Source organism: Pseudoalteromonas sp. MEBiC 03607 (genome assembly GCF_004792295.1).
In the GTDB taxonomy this organism is placed as follows: Bacteria; Pseudomonadota; Gammaproteobacteria; order Enterobacterales; family Alteromonadaceae; genus Pseudoalteromonas; species Pseudoalteromonas lipolytica_C.
The window spans coordinates 2,663,367-2,679,393 of the sequence record NZ_SRRY01000001.1 but is presented as its reverse complement, the minus strand read 5'-3'; the positions used below and the strand labels follow the sequence as shown (position 1 = coordinate 2,679,393).

Below are 16,027 nucleotides of genomic sequence, written 5' to 3'. Positions count from 1 at the left end.
TATGATTGGTCGATTAAATGGTTTACTAGTTGAAAAACAGCCACCAGAAATTCTTATTGAAGTAAGTGGTGTAGGCTACGAAGTACAAATGCCAATGACCTGTTTTTATGATTTACCGGCAGTGGGTGAGCAAGCGATTATTTATACCCACTTTGTAGTACGTGAAGATGCCCAGTTATTATTTGGTTTTAACAATAAAACCGAACGCGCTTTATTTAGAGAGCTATTAAAAGCCAATGGTGTTGGTCCTAAACTTGGCCTTGCCATTTTATCGGGAATGTCGGCGCAGCAATTTGTAACGTGTGTAAATAATGAAGATGCGACCACTTTGGTTAAACTGCCGGGGGTTGGTAAAAAAACCGCTGAGCGTTTAGTGCTTGAAATGAAAGACAGACTTAAAAATTGGGGTAATGACTTATTTACGCCATTTAGCGATAATGCGGTTATTGAGCCAGCAAGTAATAATACACTTGTGGCAAATAACGCTGCCGATGATGCTGTTTCAGCGCTTGAAGCGTTAGGTTACAAATTACCGCAAGCACAAAAAGCGGTTAAAGCAGTTAATAAACCAGATATGACGACCGAGGTTCTAATTAAAGAAGCTCTAAAATCAATGTTGTGAGTAAACCATGATTGAAGCAGATCGCTTAATTGATGCATCTGAGCAAAGTAACGAAGACAGTGTTGACCGTGCTATACGGCCAAAGCTTCTTAACGATTACACAGGCCAGCCGCATGTTAAGCAACAAATGGAAATTTTTATTGAGGCCGCACGGCACCGTGGTGAAGCACTCGATCACTTATTAATATTCGGTCCACCGGGTCTTGGTAAAACGACTCTTGCTAACATTGTTGCTAACGAGCTTAACGTAAATATTAAAACGACGTCTGGTCCTGTACTCGAAAAGGCAGGGGACCTTGCTGCACTTTTAACAAACCTTGAAGAAGGTGATGTACTTTTTATTGATGAAATACATCGGCTAAGTCCACAAGTTGAAGAGATTTTATATCCTGCGATGGAAGATTATCAGCTAGATATTATGATTGGTGAAGGCCCTGCAGCGCGCTCAATAAAACTCGATTTACCGCCATTTACATTAATTGGCGCAACAACACGGGCAGGATCACTTACCTCACCGCTAAGAGACCGTTTTGGTATTGTACAGCGCTTAGAGTTTTATTCTGTTGAAGACTTATCAAAAATTGTTGCACGTTCTGCTAGCTTTTTAAATTTAACCATGTGTGATGAAGGCGCGGCCGAAATAGCCAAGCGCTCGCGTGGTACACCTCGAATTGCAAATCGTTTGTTGCGCCGTGTGCGTGATTACACCCAAGTACGCTCAGACGGTAAAGTAAATGCTTCGGTGGCTGAGCAAGCACTCGATATGATTGATGTTGATAAAAGTGGCTTTGATTATATGGACCGTAAATACTTGCTTGCTATTATCGAAAAATTTATGGGTGGCCCAGTTGGTCTTGATAACCTCGCTGCTGCCATTGGCGAAGAAAAAGAAACCATAGAAGATGTAATAGAGCCTTTTTTAATACAGCAAGGTTTTATTCAACGCACTCCACGCGGACGACTTGTCTCGGATATTGCCTACCTTCACTTTGGTTTAACACCCGATAAATAATCAAACCTAAAGTTTAGTTACTAGCTTTTTATTTATAAGTTTCGAGCAGCTCAAAAGGGCTGCTTTTTTAATTTAGGTAACTTGGTTTTATTTATTAGCAAGATAGGTTTTACCGCTTACCGCTTAGTATCATTTTAACATCTGTAATTCACATGCTGTTAAGTTAGCTGTAGGTATTCTCGTTGACGTTTGCTCAGGCAAAAAAAAGCCCGCATAAGGATGCGGGCAAACAACAAGTTGAAGGAAGTAATCTTGGAAACTATGGTCAATTTGAACGAGGTTTTATCCTGTGCAAATTAACCTGGAGCAATACGAAACATCATAATGCAAAAAACTGAGCTTAATGAAAGACTCTTTCATGAGGTTGCTAGCTCGGTATAGGTAAATAATACGCAATGAAGGATTTTTCTTCAAACTAGAAAAATTTTATTTTCAGATAAAAAAAACTAATGTGAGTGAAAATTTAAGTTGTGTGCTTTTTGTTCACTTTTTGGTGTTTTTATATTTAAGCTCATGAATAAAGTGGGTTTTAAAAATTTTATGAACTTCATTCAGGATTAGTTTAAGTATTCTGTAGTAGATTTGCAAAACTGCTTTTGGGTGTTTATGCGTGTTTTTTGAATAAAAGCGCTATTTTTTGAGGTTTTATTAGCTTTTTAGGATTTTTGTAATGACTTTTTATTAATGTAAAAATATGCACAAAAAGACGAGTGAAACTTAATATGACTAAAAAATAGCTAAGCAATTTGCTTTTTACCGTTAATTGCCGCTAATTCACAGCAAGAGCGTTGTCAGTTTATAACTGACTATATACACTAGGCACAACTTTTGGCCTCATTTATGGTCAAACAGTGCGCATGTAATAAATATAACAAATTATATAGAAATCTATTTTAGGAGTTTAACGTGGGATCAGGGCTTAACTTTTTAGATCTTATTCTAGAAGCCAGTGTACTTGTCCAGCTAGTAATGTTGGCATTAGTCGGTATGTCGGTAATGTCATGGGCAATTATTTTTCAACGTAAAAAAGCGATTTCTGATGCACTTAATGGCGCAAAGCGTTTTGAGCAAAAGTTTTGGTCAGGCGTTGATTTAAGTAAACTATATAATGAAGTGTCAGCCCGTCCTGGAGGCGCTTCTGGTGTTGAGGCACTTTTCGTCGCAGGTTTTAAAGAATTTGCTCGTCATAAGAAAAATTCAATTCAAAGCGCAAGTATTGTGATGGAAGGAACGCATCGTTCTATGCGCGTTGCTTTGTCTCGCGAAGTAGAAAAACTAGAATCAAGTCTTTCATTTTTAGCAACAGTAGGTTCAATTAGCCCATATATCGGCCTATTTGGTACGGTGTGGGGTATCATGAATGCGTTTATCGCGTTAGGCGAAGTTAAGCAAGCTACGTTACAAATGGTTGCACCGGGTATTGCAGAAGCACTCATCGCTACAGCGATGGGCTTATTTGCGGCAATCCCAGCTGTTATCGCTTACAACCGTTTTGCAAACAAAGTAGAAAAGCTTGAAGGTAATTACATTAACTTCATGGAAGAGTTTGCTAATATTTTACACCGCCAAGCAGCTACACAAATAGAGGCTAAAGCGAATGTATCAGCGTAAGAAACGTCGCCCTGTAGGGGAGATAAACGTAGTACCTTACATTGATGTAATGTTAGTACTGCTAATCATATTTATGGCAACAGCACCACTTATCACCCATGGTGTAAAAGTCGACTTACCGAAAATGGAAGAGTCTGATCTTGTTGATACCAAAGATACACCACCGATCATTGCTTCAATTGATGCCGAAGGTAAATATTATGTCAGTATTGGTACTGACCCTGAAGCGCCGATGGAGGCCCTTGATGTGGCGGCGGTTATAAAGCTACAGCTGCAGAAAAATCCAGATACTCCGGTTATGATTAAAGGCTCTGGCCGTGTTTCTTATCAAGAAGTATTGCTATTAATGGACTTTTTGAAAAACGCGGGTGTTCCGTCTGTTGGTTTAATGACTGAATCATTCGAGGAGTAGTATGCGTGCATCAATAATAAAATCGGTTATTTTGCACCTTGCTATCGTTGGTTTTTTAGTAGCGAGTGCAAACTTTCATATGCCAGCTCCTAAAGTCATGGAAGTAAACCTTAATCCAGCGTTACCTGCACCAGAAAAAGCAGTGTCTGCTGTTACCGTTGATCAACAACAGGTTGAGCAGAAAATTGCAGAGCTTAAAAAGCAAGAAGAAGCAAAAAAACAAGCCGAAGCGAAACGTATTCAAGAGCTAGAGCGTCGAGCTAATGAAGCGCGTAAGCAAAGAGAAGCTGAAGACCGTCGTCTTAAAAAGCTAGAGCAGCAGCGCCGTGCTAAGGAAAAAGAAAAAGCAGAAGCTGAAGCACAAGCGAAAAAAGCACGTGAAATTCAAGAGAAAGAACGTGCAAAAGCCAAACAAGCTGAAAAGCAAAAGCAAGAGGCTGAAGCTGCAGCAAAAGCAGCCGCTGATAAACGTAAAGCTGAAGAAGAAGCGTTAAAGAAAGCGGAAGAAGAGCGTAAGCGTAAAGCAGCTGAAGCAGAAGCTGAGCGTAAACGTAAAGCTGAAGAAGCTGAACGTAAGCGTCAACAAGCTTTACAAGAACAAATGCTGCAAGAACAGTTAGCAGCAGAGCAAGCTGCACGTAACAAGGTACGTCAACAACAAGTTCTAGGCGAAGTTGAAAAATACAAAGCGTTAATAATGGCACGCATTCAGCAAAACTTCTTAAAAGATGAGAAGATGAAAGGCAAAGAGTGTCGCCTTAATATACGTCTTGGTTTTAATGGCCTTGTGACTCAAGTAAAATCGCTTGGTGGTGATACCTTAGTGTGTGAAGCTGCAATGCGTGCAGTGCGTATGGCAGATACATTACCAGTATCACCTGATCGTGACGTATTTGAGCAACTAAAAAATATAAACTTAACCATAGCACCTAAATTTTAAAGGAATGATATGTTTAACCAGATAAAAACTGCGTTTTTTATTGTATTACTGGGCTTTCATGGCATTGCCAGTGCTGCCTTAGAAATTGTAATTACCGATGGTATCGATGGCGCTCGCCCAATTGCGGTTGTGCCTTTTAAATATCAAGGTGTTGGTCCTATCCCTGAAGAATTAAATAAAGTGATTGCAGCTGATTTAATGCGCAGTGGTAAGTTTAAGCCAATCGATGTAGCAAACATGCCGCAGTTACCGGGCAAAGATGCTGATGTTGACTATGGCGCATGGGTTAACCAAGGCGTTGAGGCTGTGCTTGTTGGTCAAGTAGAGCAACAGCCAGGCGGCCGCTACCTTGTAAAATATGAACTTATTGATGTTATTCGTGGGCAAATCACCGGCGGACAAACAAAAATGATGGCTAATGGCAAATTAATGCAAAGCCAAGATCATATTTTAGACGCCCGTGAAAGTGTGATTTCTGAAACCGGTTTTCGCCGTTATGCACACCGCATTAGTGATGTGGTTTACGAAGCACTAACTGGCGAAAAAGGCGCATTTTTAACAAAAATTGCTTACGTTATCGTGCGTGATGATGAGCCAAAACCTTATCAGCTCGTTGTTGCAGATTACGACGGTTATAATGAACAAGTTCTACTTCGCTCTAAAGAACCTCTTATGTCACCAGCGTGGTCACCAGATGGGACTAAACTTGCGTATGTAACTTTTGAGAATCGTCAAAGCCAAATTTACATCCAAGATCTTTACACTGGTAAGCGCGAGTTAATCACAAGCCATCAAGGTATCAATGGTGCACCACAGTTTTCACCAGATGGTAAAAAGCTACTTTTAGTACTTTCGAAAGACCGCAATGGTGCAACCGAAGTATACCTTTTAGACCTTGCTACGCGTAAAGAAACACGCTTAACAAATCACCGCAGTATCGATACAGAGCCTTCTTGGTTCCCAAATGGTGAAGATATTGTGTTTACGTCTGAAAGGGGTGGTAATGCCCAGATTTATAAGTTAAATTTAAAAACAGGCAGAGCTAAAAGAATGACGTTTGATGGTGATATGAATTTAGCAGGTTCTATTTCACCTGACGGAAAAGAATTAGTGATGGTGAATCGAACAAACGGTCGATACCATCTTGCTAAAAAAGAGCTAGCTACTGGTGCGTTCCAAGTGTTAACGAGAACACGCCTAGATGAATCGCCAAGTATCGCGCCAAACGGTTCGATGATTATCTATAGCACGCTTCATAATAATAAACAGGTATTAGCGTTAGTTTCTATGGATGGTCGCTTTAAAGCACGTTTGCCTGTACTAGACGGACAAGTTAAGGCACCGGCTTGGTCGCCTTATTTACAGTAATTTTACTGGTTTACTCAATATAGGAATCAATTAAATGCAACTTAATAAAACTTTAAAAGGCCTGCTAATTGCTGTGCCAGTGATGACATTAGCAGCATGTAGCTCTTCTTCTGATCTTGATGAAGGTGCTGCAAACCAATCTAACCAAGGTATGGTTGAGCAATCAAACAACAATGATACAGTTGAAGTTGCAACACTTACTCCAGAGCAGCAAGCTGAAGAAGCACTTCGTCAAAAATACGAAGCGTTACGTCAAGAGCAAATCATTTACTTCGGTTTTGATAATGCAAAAATTCAAAGCAAATATGCTGAGCTTTTACAAGCACACGCTGAATTCTTAGTACAAAACCCATCAGTTAAAGTACTAATCGAAGGTCACGCAGATGAGCGCGGTACACCTGAGTACAACATCGCGTTAGGTGAGCACCGTGGTCAAGCAGTAGAAAAATATTTACAAAGCTTAGGTGTTTCTGCTAGCCAAATGTCAGTAGTGAGCTATGGTGAAGAAAAGCCAATGGTTAAGTCTCGCACTGAAGAAGCGTTCGCGAAAAACCGTCGCGCAGTATTAGTTTACTAATAAAGAGTCATTATGAAGCCGAAAATTATTTTGGCAGCAATGATCTTAAGCGGGAGCACCCAGTTATGGGCTGCTCCCGCTCCTGTTTCAGAAGCTGCAAGCTCACAATCGAGCATTGAGAAGCGTTTAGTCGCGTTAGAAAACATGATGAAGTCACGTAATTTATTACAAGCTGAGCTTCAGCAGCAGCTTAATATATTACAAGACGAAGTAAGCCAAGTTCGTGGTATTACGGAAGAGCAAAGCTATAAGCTTGAAAAAGTACTTCAGCGCCAACGCGAGTTGTACCAAGAAATCGAGAATCGTGTAAGCCAAGCATATAGCCAACCTGCTACGCCAGCTCAACCTACAAACAGCTATACCGATGTAGGGGCTACGCAAGCGATTAGTTCAGACTTATCAGAAAACGAGGCTTATGAGCGCGCTGTAGCGTTAATCATGAAAGATAAACGTTATGAGCAAGCGATTCCTGAGTTTCAAACATTCTTAACGACTTATCCTAATTCAGTATATGCATCTAATGCACATTATTGGTTAGGTCAGTTGTTAACAATACAAAATGATCAAGCGGGTGCGACTGAACACTTTAAAAAAGTAGTCAATGAGTATCCTAATTCTAACAAGCGCCCAGATGCGATGCTAAAGTTAGGAAACTTATTAGCTGATCAAGGTTTAAGCGAGCAAGCACTTAAAACCTTTAATGATTTAATTAATCAGTACCCAAGTACGACTGCTGCAAAATTAGCCACAGAACGTCTGTCGCAAATGTAGATTTGACCTGATTAGACTGCTTTTTGACTTAAGCGGTCTAAAATTAGGCATCTAGACATAAAAACTTAAAAAAAGAGATATTTTCTGTTGCACTCAGCATTTAAATAAGTATTATAAGCGCCCGCAGCAGGCGATTGGTAACAACAGCCGAATTGCGGAAAAAAGAGCGGGTCATTAGCTCAGTTGGTAGAGCAGTGGACTTTTAATCCATTGGTCGATGGTTCAAGTCCATCATGACCCACCATTCTATTAGAATGGTAATCTTTAATCGACGGATTTACGTATAGCTTTTATAAGCATCAGAGCGGGTCATTAGCTCAGTTGGTAGAGCAGTGGACTTTTAATCCATTGGTCGATGGTTCAAGTCCATCATGACCCACCATTCTTTGAATGGTTCTATATCGGCGGATTTACGTAGCTTTTAATAAGCAGCAGAGCGGGTCATTAGCTCAGTTGGTAGAGCAGTGGACTTTTAATCCATTGGTCGATGGTTCAAGTCCATCATGACCCACCATTCTTTGAATGGTCATATCGGCGGATTTACGCACTTAATACCAGAGCGGGTCATTAGCTCAGTTGGTAGAGCAGTGGACTTTTAATCCATTGGTCGATGGTTCAAGTCCATCATGACCCACCATTTTATGGTATTATTCAAATCGGCGGATTTACGCAGCTTTAATTAAGCGACAGAGCGGGTCATTAGCTCAGTTGGTAGAGCAGTGGACTTTTAATCCATTGGTCGATGGTTCAAGTCCATCATGACCCACCATTCTTCGAATGGTCTTATATCGGCGGATTTACGCACTTAATACCAGAGCGGGTCATTAGCTCAGTTGGTAGAGCAGTGGACTTTTAATCCATTGGTCGATGGTTCGAGTCCATCATGACCCACCATTTTAAATGGTATTTTACATCGGCGGATTTACGTATCTAAATATCCAGAGCGGGTCATTAGCTCAGTTGGTAGAGCAGTGGACTTTTAATCCATTGGTCGATGGTTCAAGTCCATCATGACCCACCATTTCTAAAAATGGTATCTCACATCGGCGGATTTACGCATCTAAATATTCAGAGCGGGTCATTAGCTCAGTTGGTAGAGCAGTGGACTTTTAATCCATTGGTCGATGGTTCAAGTCCATCATGACCCACCATCTCTTACTTACCTTTTCTATCTAAGTTATCCTTTATTTATCTTAACAGCGCACAGCAATACTGTTCTTTAGCTTAAGATTCTCGTATAATTCGCGCCATGAATGCACTGTGGACTAAGTGGTCGAGAAATGAGTCTAGCTGAACAAATTATGCCTGAAGATTATATCTTCCCTCCAAAGCCAGCTCCGTTATCTAAAGACGAGCAAGCCGAGTACAAGGCACGTATCAAACAATTATTGAAAGATAAGAACGCCGTTCTTGTTGCCCATTATTACACTGATCCTGAAATTCAAGCGCTTGCTGAAGAAACAGGTGGTTGTGTTGCTGACTCGCTAGAAATGGCGCGTTTTGGCGCTAAGCACGACGCAGATGTAATTGTGGTTGCGGGTGTTCGCTTCATGGGCGAAACAGCAAAAATCCTTACGCCAAATAAAACAGTTGTTATGCCAACACTTGCTGCAACCTGTTCATTAGACGTAGGTTGCCCAATCGAAGAGTTCTCTGCGTTTTGTGATCAGCATCCAGATCGCAAAGTCGTAGTGTATGCAAATACATCAACTGCAGTTAAGGCGCGTGCAGATTGGATTGTTACTTCTTCATGTGCCCTAGAGATCGTAGAGCACTTAGATGAGCAAGGCGAAAAAATCATTTGGGGTCCTGACAAACACTTAGGTTCTTATATTCAAAAGAACACAGGTGCTGACATGATCATGTGGAATGGCGCCTGTATCGTTCATGACGAGTTTAAAACCAAAGCACTTAAGGATATGAAAGCCTTACACCCAGATGCGGCTGTATTGGTTCACCCAGAGTCACCTGCGGAGATTGTAGCCTTAGCAGATGCAGTTGGTTCAACAAGCCAACTTATCAAAGCAGCGCAAACCATGGACAACAAAAAGTTCATCGTCGCGACTGACCGTGGCATTTTTTACAAAATGCAGCAGTTATGCCCAGAGAAAGAATTCTTTGAAGCACCAACAGCAGGTGAAGGCGCAACCTGTAAAAGCTGTGCACATTGCCCGTGGATGGCAATGAATGGCTTAAAAGCGATTGAAGAAGCACTGACAGACCCAGAAGGTAAAGAAGTGTTTGTTGATATGGACTTACGCGAAGGCGCATTAAAGTCGCTTAACCGTATGTTAGAGTTCTCTGCAACGCTTCAGCGTTAACAACTAACCGTCTATATACAAAAGGCAAGGTGTTTACCTTGCCTTTTTTGTTTGATTACTAATCACTTAACTACACTATTTTAAAAAGCCCTTGCGTCTGTAGGGTTGTTTTCATACTATAACGCCGCGCTAAACACTAAGCGCCTTAGGTGACGTGTCCGAGTGGCTGAAGGAGCACGCCTGGAAAGTGTGTATACGGCAACGTATCGAGAGTTCGAATCTCTCCGTCACCGCCATTTCTTTTTCTACCACTCTTACTTTAATTATTCTCAAATGGTTTAAAGGCGTATTTTAGCTAGTCTAATTATCCAAGCTGTTAATTCTTTCACACTCTTTCCAAAAAGACTGTCCTAATACTCTGTTTATTTCTTCTGCTGAAGTGAGGCCTTTTGATAATGCTTCTAAGGCCACTTTATATAAAGACCTCGCACCGCTTTGAGCTGCAACCTCTCTTAACTTACTGGTACTCTCTCCAGCCCTAATTGCATCGGCTAGTTGATAGTCTATAGTGATTATTTCGAACAGAGGAATGCGTCCTTTGTAACCAGTGTGATCGCACTCATCGCAACCTGATGGCGACATAATATTTATATCAGAAAAGATACTTTTAAAGCGTTTGCCATGGGTATCTGTGGCCAATGGGCCACTTAGATTACAACTAGGGCATAGTTTTCTAATTAAGCGCTGTGCTGCAACACCTTTTAAAGAGTCGGCAATAATAGGACGTGACACACCTAAGCCTATTAATCTTGAAATAGTCGTAATTGCATCACTAGTATGTAAGGTGGTCATCACAAAATGCCCCGTGATTGCAGCGCGAAAGGTCATTTCTGCGGTTTCTTCATCGCGAACTTCACCCATCAATATTACATCAGGGTCTTGTCTTAAAATACTTCTGAGGGCGCTGGAGAAGGTAAGGTTCTGTTGAGGATTAATATTAACTTGGGCAATACCTTCAATTTCATATTCTATAGGGTCTTCAACTGTAACAAGGCACTTTTCGGGTGAGTTTAATTCTTTTAAGGCAGCATAAAGTGTACTTGTTTTTCCTGACCCGGTAGGGCCTGTTATCACAAAGATACCTTCGCTACTTTGCAGTAAGTTTTTAAATGTGTCGAGCTCTTGCTGTTGTAAACCAATATCATCTAACTTGTTTACAACAGATTTGATTAGCAGGCGGATGACTACTTTTTCTCCCCCTTTAACAGGTAATGTCGATACCCGTAGGTCAACATCTTGGCCTTTAAGCTCTAAACTCACACTACCATCTTGTGGGACCATTTTTTTTGCTAAATTAAGGCCAGCTAATGCTTTTATTCTTTGTATTATTGGAATAAAAACTTGTGCAGGTAATTCTGATATGACCCTTAACATGCCATCTACTCTGTAACGAACTATACCGCCATTATTAAAGGGTTCTATATGGATATCACTGGCTTTAAATATAAATGCCTCTAACAGCATTTCAGATACAATTTTAACGATGGCTGAGTTTGAAGAGTCTGGCTCATTTCGTTTGGTTCGTGTGTTAAGTTGGGTTGTTTTTATAATAATGTCATTTTCAGATAGCATTTGCTCCTGATAAAACATTTCTGTCCATTTTGCTATGAGCTCGGGTGATGCCAATACTGACTTAACATGCAGGGTCGTTAAAAATTCAACCATTGCTTCCATATCAGTATCAAATGGGTGGGGTGAAGCAACTGTTAATAAGCCATCAGCAAAGCCCACAGGAAAAATGCCATACTCTCTGGCTACTTTAAGAGAAACATAATGAAGCAATTCTTCCGGCACATTGGTAGGAGGTTTTGCAACCTCTAACTGGTAACTCTTTGCAATCATTTCAGTTAATATTTTGCTGTCGACTTGCAAAATTGCCTCTGCACTTTTCCATGCTGAAATCGCAGATTCACCGTTATACATTTCTTCAATATTAATATTGCTGTTAGTTGATTTTTCAATGCAAAATCGTTTTAGCCAATTAAAAGTGGCATTACTTCTGTGTACTTCATGTTTATCAGCCATACTCATTCCATATATATTTTGTCGTCTTTGGCATCAAACGTAATTGTTGAATTACCATTTGGAATGGTTAGGCGAAAATGTTCGTTGGTAATTTTTTCATAAGTTACATCCATAACAGATGCAATAGGGCTTGGTAAATCGTCTGGCAGTTCTCCGTAAGTTGTGCGGTAATGTTCAACATCTTCTGCAATCATTAATAATGCTACTGAGCTGCCCGTTTGATAATCTCTGTCATAATTTACAGGGTGAGTTTCATGACCGATAACTAGTGCTTTTGCTAACAAAAAACCAAAAGCAATATATGTTGCATAAGGAAGCCAGCTCGGTAAAACAATAAAAGATCGATTTTTATTTCGTTGATTATTTTGCGTTTCATCCATCGCTTGCGCGATACTTTCTTGCCATCGTTTATTGGTTGAAATCATTTTTATCTTCCTAGTTACTTATTCGTGATGGCCGTGCTGCTGACCTATATGTTGTTCAGGGTGTTTTACCCAGCCCGGAGGCCAATTCAAGTTAGAACCTGCATTACTGCGACTGCCTGATTCTGATTCACCATTTGTACCAGTTTCTGTACTTGTACCAGTTTCTGTACTTGTACTCGTTTGGCTACCCGTGTTGCTATCTCCACTACTTCTATCTGGAGGTGGGGTGTTACCTGTGTTACTTGCATCAGGAAGTTGGGGGTTACCATTATTACTTGCTTCAGGTTGCTGGCTAGTCCCAGCATTAGCTAACTTAGGTGGTTGATTGATTTTGGGAAGGTTTGAATTTGCAGCTAAAGGTTCTTTATTTGTTTGGTGTGTCTCATAAGGTGTTGCTAACGCAATAATCATCATATTAGGAGTCACAAAAGAGTGTTTTAACTCAGTTATGTGATCTAAGGCATTAAGTACATTTAAACCGTTTTGACTATTTGCTTTTAAAAATAAAACAGGAAAAGCCTCATGACCGGTAAAATTAAAAAACCCAGAATGATTAACTAATTGAGCTGAAAATCCAATATCAAACTCTTCAGAAAACTGACTGGCAAGTCCTGGTAAATAGCTTGGGGCTTGACCAAAACTTGAACTTGAAAGCTCATTTGGCTTTGCCAGTGCATCTGGTGAAGTTGCTATAACATCCTGATATGCAAGCCCTATAGAATGGATTCTATATAATAAGGTAGCTGCTTTAGATTCATTTACATAGCTTTGATAATTAGGTAGGGCGATTAAGGATAAGATCCCTATAATTGATATAGCCACCATAAGCTCTACCAATGTGAACCCATTACTTTTAAAAAAGTTGAGCTTTCCCAAAATCGTTGATTTCATTAATACAATTCACTATTTAAGTTATATCTTCTTAAATATAGACAAAATCATAGGTTTTTCATCTTAGTTTAATTTATATTTTTCGTAACTTAAGGATGGTTAATTAAGTAAATTCAATGTTCTACAGTATAGTTGTTTGAAGGTTTTTCAGAGTTACTTTGCCAAACGATATGAGGAAACGAAAAGTTGTTACATGAATTAAAGTCAATGAGGAAAATAGCGCTTTGGCAGGTTTTATTAACCTACCATAGCAAAGTGCTTTTCGAGATAACATTTAGCGCGCATGGCTATGTGGCTACTGACCTTTCTGGCAAGTTCTATTACTAATAATTCAAGTTGTTCACGGCTATAGCCAAGTATTACACAGCGCTTTAGTTGCTCACTAACTAAGCTGCTGGCATCGTCTAACGCAAATAATGCACCTAAAGAGGCAAGCTCAAACACGTTGTTGTTTTGCTGCTCTTTGTCTAAAGGCAGCTGACCCAATGTCAGTGCGGTTTTTAGTTGCTGCTCTGTGCGTTTGATAAGCAGCGAATTTGAACCTTGAATATCATCAACCGAGTTTAAAATATCTAGCGCCAACAATGCTTTTGGCACCCCAGAATACACACTAATATGCGGTAAAATATCACACAACTCTTGCATTGATACGCCATCATTCAATGCGTGCTGACATGCTCGTTTTAACAAAGGCTTGTCATGAACGGTTACCAAAGCAGCGATCGCGACAAACACAAATAGATCCGTGTTATTTGGGGTCATAATTTCTCTTTTGATTTTAGGTATTGAATATATTGAAGTTTTGTAGCAGTGGCTGATTACATAGAGTATGTAATCGAAAAATTGAAAATACATTATGGTCGATGATGGCGGTTTCTGCTTGCCATAAATGATGTAATTTTTGCCTAAAGCAACGAACTGTTACCTTAAATGGTCCTAACCTCAAATTACGGTGATACACTTAATGGAGTATTTATTAGAGGTAATCTAAATGCGTCAGGCATTATTAGAAGCAGTGAAAGCGATAGCGGTTGCAGATGGTAGTTTTGAAACAGCTATTCCAGAGTTATTGGTGTTCAGACGAAGCGAAGTTTCATTGCCGATGGCCTGCGTGTATGAATTAGGACTGGGCATTAGCTTGCAAGGCGCAAAGCGAGTGGTACTAGGTGAGCATAGTTATGATTACACTGACGGCCAATCACTCGTGACCTCAGTCGATGTGCCTGTTGCCTCACATATTACTCGTGCTAGTAAAGAGCAGCCATTTTACGGCTTATATCTACGCTTAGATGCTCATGAAATAAGCCATATTGTTGCTGAAATGGAGTTTGCAGGGCAAGATAAGTTCCCTAAACATCAAGCTATGTCGGTGGTTGATACTGATAACGGCTTACTTGATGCTTTGCTTAGGCTAATTCAACTCGACAATGAGCCACATTTAAAAGCTAATCTTGCGCCACTAATTAAAAAAGAAATCATATTGCGTTTGTTAAATAGTCCGCATAGCCCTTATTTAAGACAGATTGTGATGTCTGGCTCTGCCCATCAAAAAATCGCCAAAACCTTATGTTGGTTAAAAGAAAACTTTACTAGTCAATTTTCAATCGATGATTTGGCTCGTGATGCACACATGAGCCCGTCAACATTCAGGCTGCATTTTCGTGATGTAGTAAAAATGAGCCCATTGCAGTATGTAAAAAACTTACGGCTACAAGCGGCAAGACAACTAATGCTCAATGAGCGAATAGATGTAGGCTCTGCAGCTTTAAAAGTGGGTTATGAAAGCCCATCCCAGTTTAGCCGCGAGTACACTCGCTTTTTTGGTAAGCCACCGATAAAAGATATTTCAGCACTGCGCTTACAACAAATAGCATAAAAAAGGGAGCGCATGGCTCCCTTGTATTTAAAATCGTTTTTTCGGCACTCTCAGTTGTGAGTCAAACTCGTCGGGGAATAAAATGGTGCCGTCGTCTTGATCTGTTGGGAACACCGCAATCAGTAAGTCATCTTGTTCAAGGCCGGGTGTCCAGCGACTTAACCAATCTTTTACTGGAATCGCTTTGGGCTCGCAATCTTGCCATTCACCGGTTGCCCAGCTTTGTGCAAACTCGCGGCTAGGCCATACAGGAACACAGTCGTCGTCTTCGTTAGAGAGCATGACACAGCCATGTTCATCATTGAGGATCCACACTTGTTTAAACTCTTGAACCGTTTCAAACATATAAGCGAGTCGTTTCTTTGCGCCTAAGGCGAGTACAGCATCAAACTCAGTTTCAACACGTTTAGCAGTTGCATTATTCATGACAGGCTCACTCTTTTAGTTATACACAGCTACACCTTAATCATAAGGTGATAAATAAATATGACAAGTAAAGTTAATAGCTAAATTAATTTACTAATGCAGCGAATAGATCGTCAGCAAGTTGTTGCAGAGATTTTGGATCTTGATTTGTTAGTGCATAGGTACGAATACCGTATATACCCATTACTAAAAAGCGCGCCAACTGTTGAGCTGGCTTACTACTTTTAAATTCGTTGTTATCAAGGGCTTTTTGAATTTGTTCGGCGAGGGCATTCTCGTAGGCATTAAGGTTACCACGCAACACACTACAAATTTGTGGATCATTGCCTTCAACCTCAGAAATACTCTTTGTAAGCAAGCATACCTTGGCAACTTCACCTTCAATACATTCATCAACAATCACAGTTAAGTAATGTTTGAGGGTCGATAAAATTGATTGTTGGTCATTAAAAAGGGCAGTAAATTGTTGGTTTCTGTCTTTTTGATACTGCTCAGTAGCGGCTAAAAATAAGCCTTTTTTGTTGCCATAAGCCGCGTAAATAGAGCCCGGATGAAGATGAGTCACTTCTTTTAATTTTTGCATACTGGTCTTCGCATAGCCATGTTGCATAAAGGCATGCATGGCTTGGCGTAGTACAAATTCAGTATCAAATTCAGCAGTTCTCATTAAGGCTCCTCACGATTTATAAACGAAGTTTACGTAATCTTGAACGAATATTCAAAATAAACCTTGAAGTTAGTATGTTTCGC

At 40.3% G+C, this 16,027-nt stretch carries 16 protein-coding genes and 9 tRNA genes; 19 read left to right on the top strand and 6 right to left on the bottom strand.

Annotation, left to right across the window (positions count from 1 at the left end; all coding sequences use genetic code 11):
* Window position 1 precedes the first annotated feature (1 nt).
* From ruvA to E5N72_RS12200, 18 genes are all read left to right on the top strand, one after another.
* A complete protein-coding gene (gene ruvA, locus E5N72_RS12285; RefSeq protein WP_135925076.1) occupies window positions 2-622 on the top strand; it encodes a Holliday junction branch migration protein RuvA in 621 nt (206 codons plus the stop codon).
* 7 nt (window positions 623-629) lie between these two features.
* On the top strand, window positions 630-1,634 hold the full coding sequence (gene ruvB / locus E5N72_RS12280; RefSeq protein WP_135925074.1) for a Holliday junction branch migration DNA helicase RuvB: 1,005 nt from the start codon (window positions 630-632) through the stop codon (window positions 1,632-1,634).
* Window positions 1,635-2,540: 906 nt separating this feature from the next.
* Window positions 2,541-3,245, top strand: a complete 705-nt coding sequence (gene tolQ / locus E5N72_RS12275; protein WP_135925071.1) for a protein TolQ — start codon at window positions 2,541-2,543, stop codon at window positions 3,243-3,245.
* Window positions 3,232-3,657, top strand: coding sequence for a protein TolR (gene tolR, locus E5N72_RS12270; protein WP_135925068.1), 426 nt, complete (start codon window positions 3,232-3,234; stop codon window positions 3,655-3,657). The genes tolQ and tolR overlap by 14 nt, the downstream gene beginning before the upstream one ends.
* A gap of 1 nt (window position 3,658) precedes the next feature.
* Window positions 3,659-4,597 (top strand): cell envelope integrity protein TolA, encoded by a 939-nt coding sequence (gene tolA / locus E5N72_RS12265; RefSeq protein WP_135925066.1) that lies wholly within the window; start codon window positions 3,659-3,661, stop codon window positions 4,595-4,597.
* Window positions 4,598-4,606: 9 nt separating this feature from the next.
* Window positions 4,607-5,965, top strand: a complete 1,359-nt coding sequence (gene tolB, locus E5N72_RS12260; protein ID WP_135925063.1) for a Tol-Pal system beta propeller repeat protein TolB — start codon at window positions 4,607-4,609, stop codon at window positions 5,963-5,965.
* A 34-nt stretch (window positions 5,966-5,999) separates the two neighbouring features.
* Entirely contained in the window at window positions 6,000-6,542 is a 543-nt protein-coding gene (gene pal / locus E5N72_RS12255; protein ID WP_135925061.1) for a peptidoglycan-associated lipoprotein Pal, read from the top strand.
* A 12-nt stretch (window positions 6,543-6,554) separates the two neighbouring features.
* A complete protein-coding gene (ybgF, locus tag E5N72_RS12250; protein WP_135925058.1) occupies window positions 6,555-7,313 on the top strand; it encodes a tol-pal system protein YbgF in 759 nt (252 codons plus the stop codon).
* A 168-nt stretch (window positions 7,314-7,481) separates the two neighbouring features.
* Window positions 7,482-7,557: transfer RNA gene (locus E5N72_RS12245), tRNA-Lys, on the top strand.
* Window positions 7,558-7,619: 62 nt separating this feature from the next.
* Window positions 7,620-7,695 (top strand) — tRNA-Lys (locus E5N72_RS12240).
* Between the two features lie 56 nt (window positions 7,696-7,751).
* A tRNA-Lys gene (locus E5N72_RS12235) sits at window positions 7,752-7,827 on the top strand.
* Window positions 7,828-7,874: 47 nt separating this feature from the next.
* A tRNA-Lys gene (locus tag E5N72_RS12230) sits at window positions 7,875-7,950 on the top strand.
* Between the two features lie 56 nt (window positions 7,951-8,006).
* A tRNA-Lys gene (locus E5N72_RS12225) sits at window positions 8,007-8,082 on the top strand.
* Window positions 8,083-8,131: 49 nt separating this feature from the next.
* Window positions 8,132-8,207 (top strand) — tRNA-Lys (locus E5N72_RS12220).
* A gap of 51 nt (window positions 8,208-8,258) precedes the next feature.
* Window positions 8,259-8,334: transfer RNA gene (locus E5N72_RS12215), tRNA-Lys, on the top strand.
* Between the two features lie 54 nt (window positions 8,335-8,388).
* Window positions 8,389-8,464 (top strand) — tRNA-Lys (locus E5N72_RS12210).
* A 129-nt stretch (window positions 8,465-8,593) separates the two neighbouring features.
* Window positions 8,594-9,634 (top strand): quinolinate synthase NadA, encoded by a 1,041-nt coding sequence (gene nadA / locus E5N72_RS12205; RefSeq protein ID WP_135925056.1) that lies wholly within the window; start codon window positions 8,594-8,596, stop codon window positions 9,632-9,634.
* 148 nt (window positions 9,635-9,782) lie between these two features.
* Window positions 9,783-9,870 (top strand) — tRNA-Ser (locus E5N72_RS12200).
* Window positions 9,871-9,934: 64 nt separating this feature from the next.
* Here E5N72_RS12200 and E5N72_RS12195 read toward each other — a convergent pair.
* The 4 genes from E5N72_RS12195 to E5N72_RS12180 form a co-directional block, all read right to left on the bottom strand.
* Window positions 9,935-11,659, bottom strand: coding sequence for a GspE/PulE family protein (locus tag E5N72_RS12195; RefSeq protein ID WP_168246737.1), 1,725 nt, complete (start codon window positions 11,657-11,659; stop codon window positions 9,935-9,937).
* 2 nt (window positions 11,660-11,661) lie between these two features.
* A complete protein-coding gene (locus E5N72_RS12190; protein ID WP_135925051.1) occupies window positions 11,662-12,084 on the bottom strand; it encodes a hypothetical protein in 423 nt (140 codons plus the stop codon).
* A gap of 18 nt (window positions 12,085-12,102) precedes the next feature.
* The gene (locus E5N72_RS20815; RefSeq protein ID WP_135925048.1) at window positions 12,103-12,975 is read right to left on the bottom strand and encodes a prepilin-type N-terminal cleavage/methylation domain-containing protein; all 873 of its coding nucleotides are present in this window, start codon (window positions 12,973-12,975) and stop codon (window positions 12,103-12,105) included.
* Between the two features lie 237 nt (window positions 12,976-13,212).
* The gene (locus E5N72_RS12180) at window positions 13,213-13,737 is read right to left on the bottom strand and encodes a carboxymuconolactone decarboxylase family protein (RefSeq protein WP_135925045.1); all 525 of its coding nucleotides are present in this window, start codon (window positions 13,735-13,737) and stop codon (window positions 13,213-13,215) included.
* A 229-nt stretch (window positions 13,738-13,966) separates the two neighbouring features.
* On the opposite strand from E5N72_RS12180, the gene E5N72_RS12175 reads away from it, so the two are divergent.
* Entirely contained in the window at window positions 13,967-14,851 is an 885-nt protein-coding gene (locus E5N72_RS12175; protein ID WP_135925043.1) for an AraC family transcriptional regulator, read from the top strand.
* Between the two features lie 27 nt (window positions 14,852-14,878).
* Here E5N72_RS12175 and E5N72_RS12170 read toward each other — a convergent pair whose 3' ends face one another.
* Together E5N72_RS12170 and E5N72_RS12165 are read right to left on the bottom strand one after the other, a co-directional pair.
* On the bottom strand, window positions 14,879-15,277 hold the full coding sequence (locus E5N72_RS12170) for a DUF2750 domain-containing protein (RefSeq protein WP_135925041.1): 399 nt from the start codon (window positions 15,275-15,277) through the stop codon (window positions 14,879-14,881).
* Between the two features lie 85 nt (window positions 15,278-15,362).
* Complete coding sequence (locus tag E5N72_RS12165) at window positions 15,363-15,944, bottom strand: TetR/AcrR family transcriptional regulator (protein ID WP_135925039.1); 582 nt, start codon at window positions 15,942-15,944, stop codon at window positions 15,363-15,365.
* Window positions 15,945-16,027 lie beyond the last annotated feature (83 nt).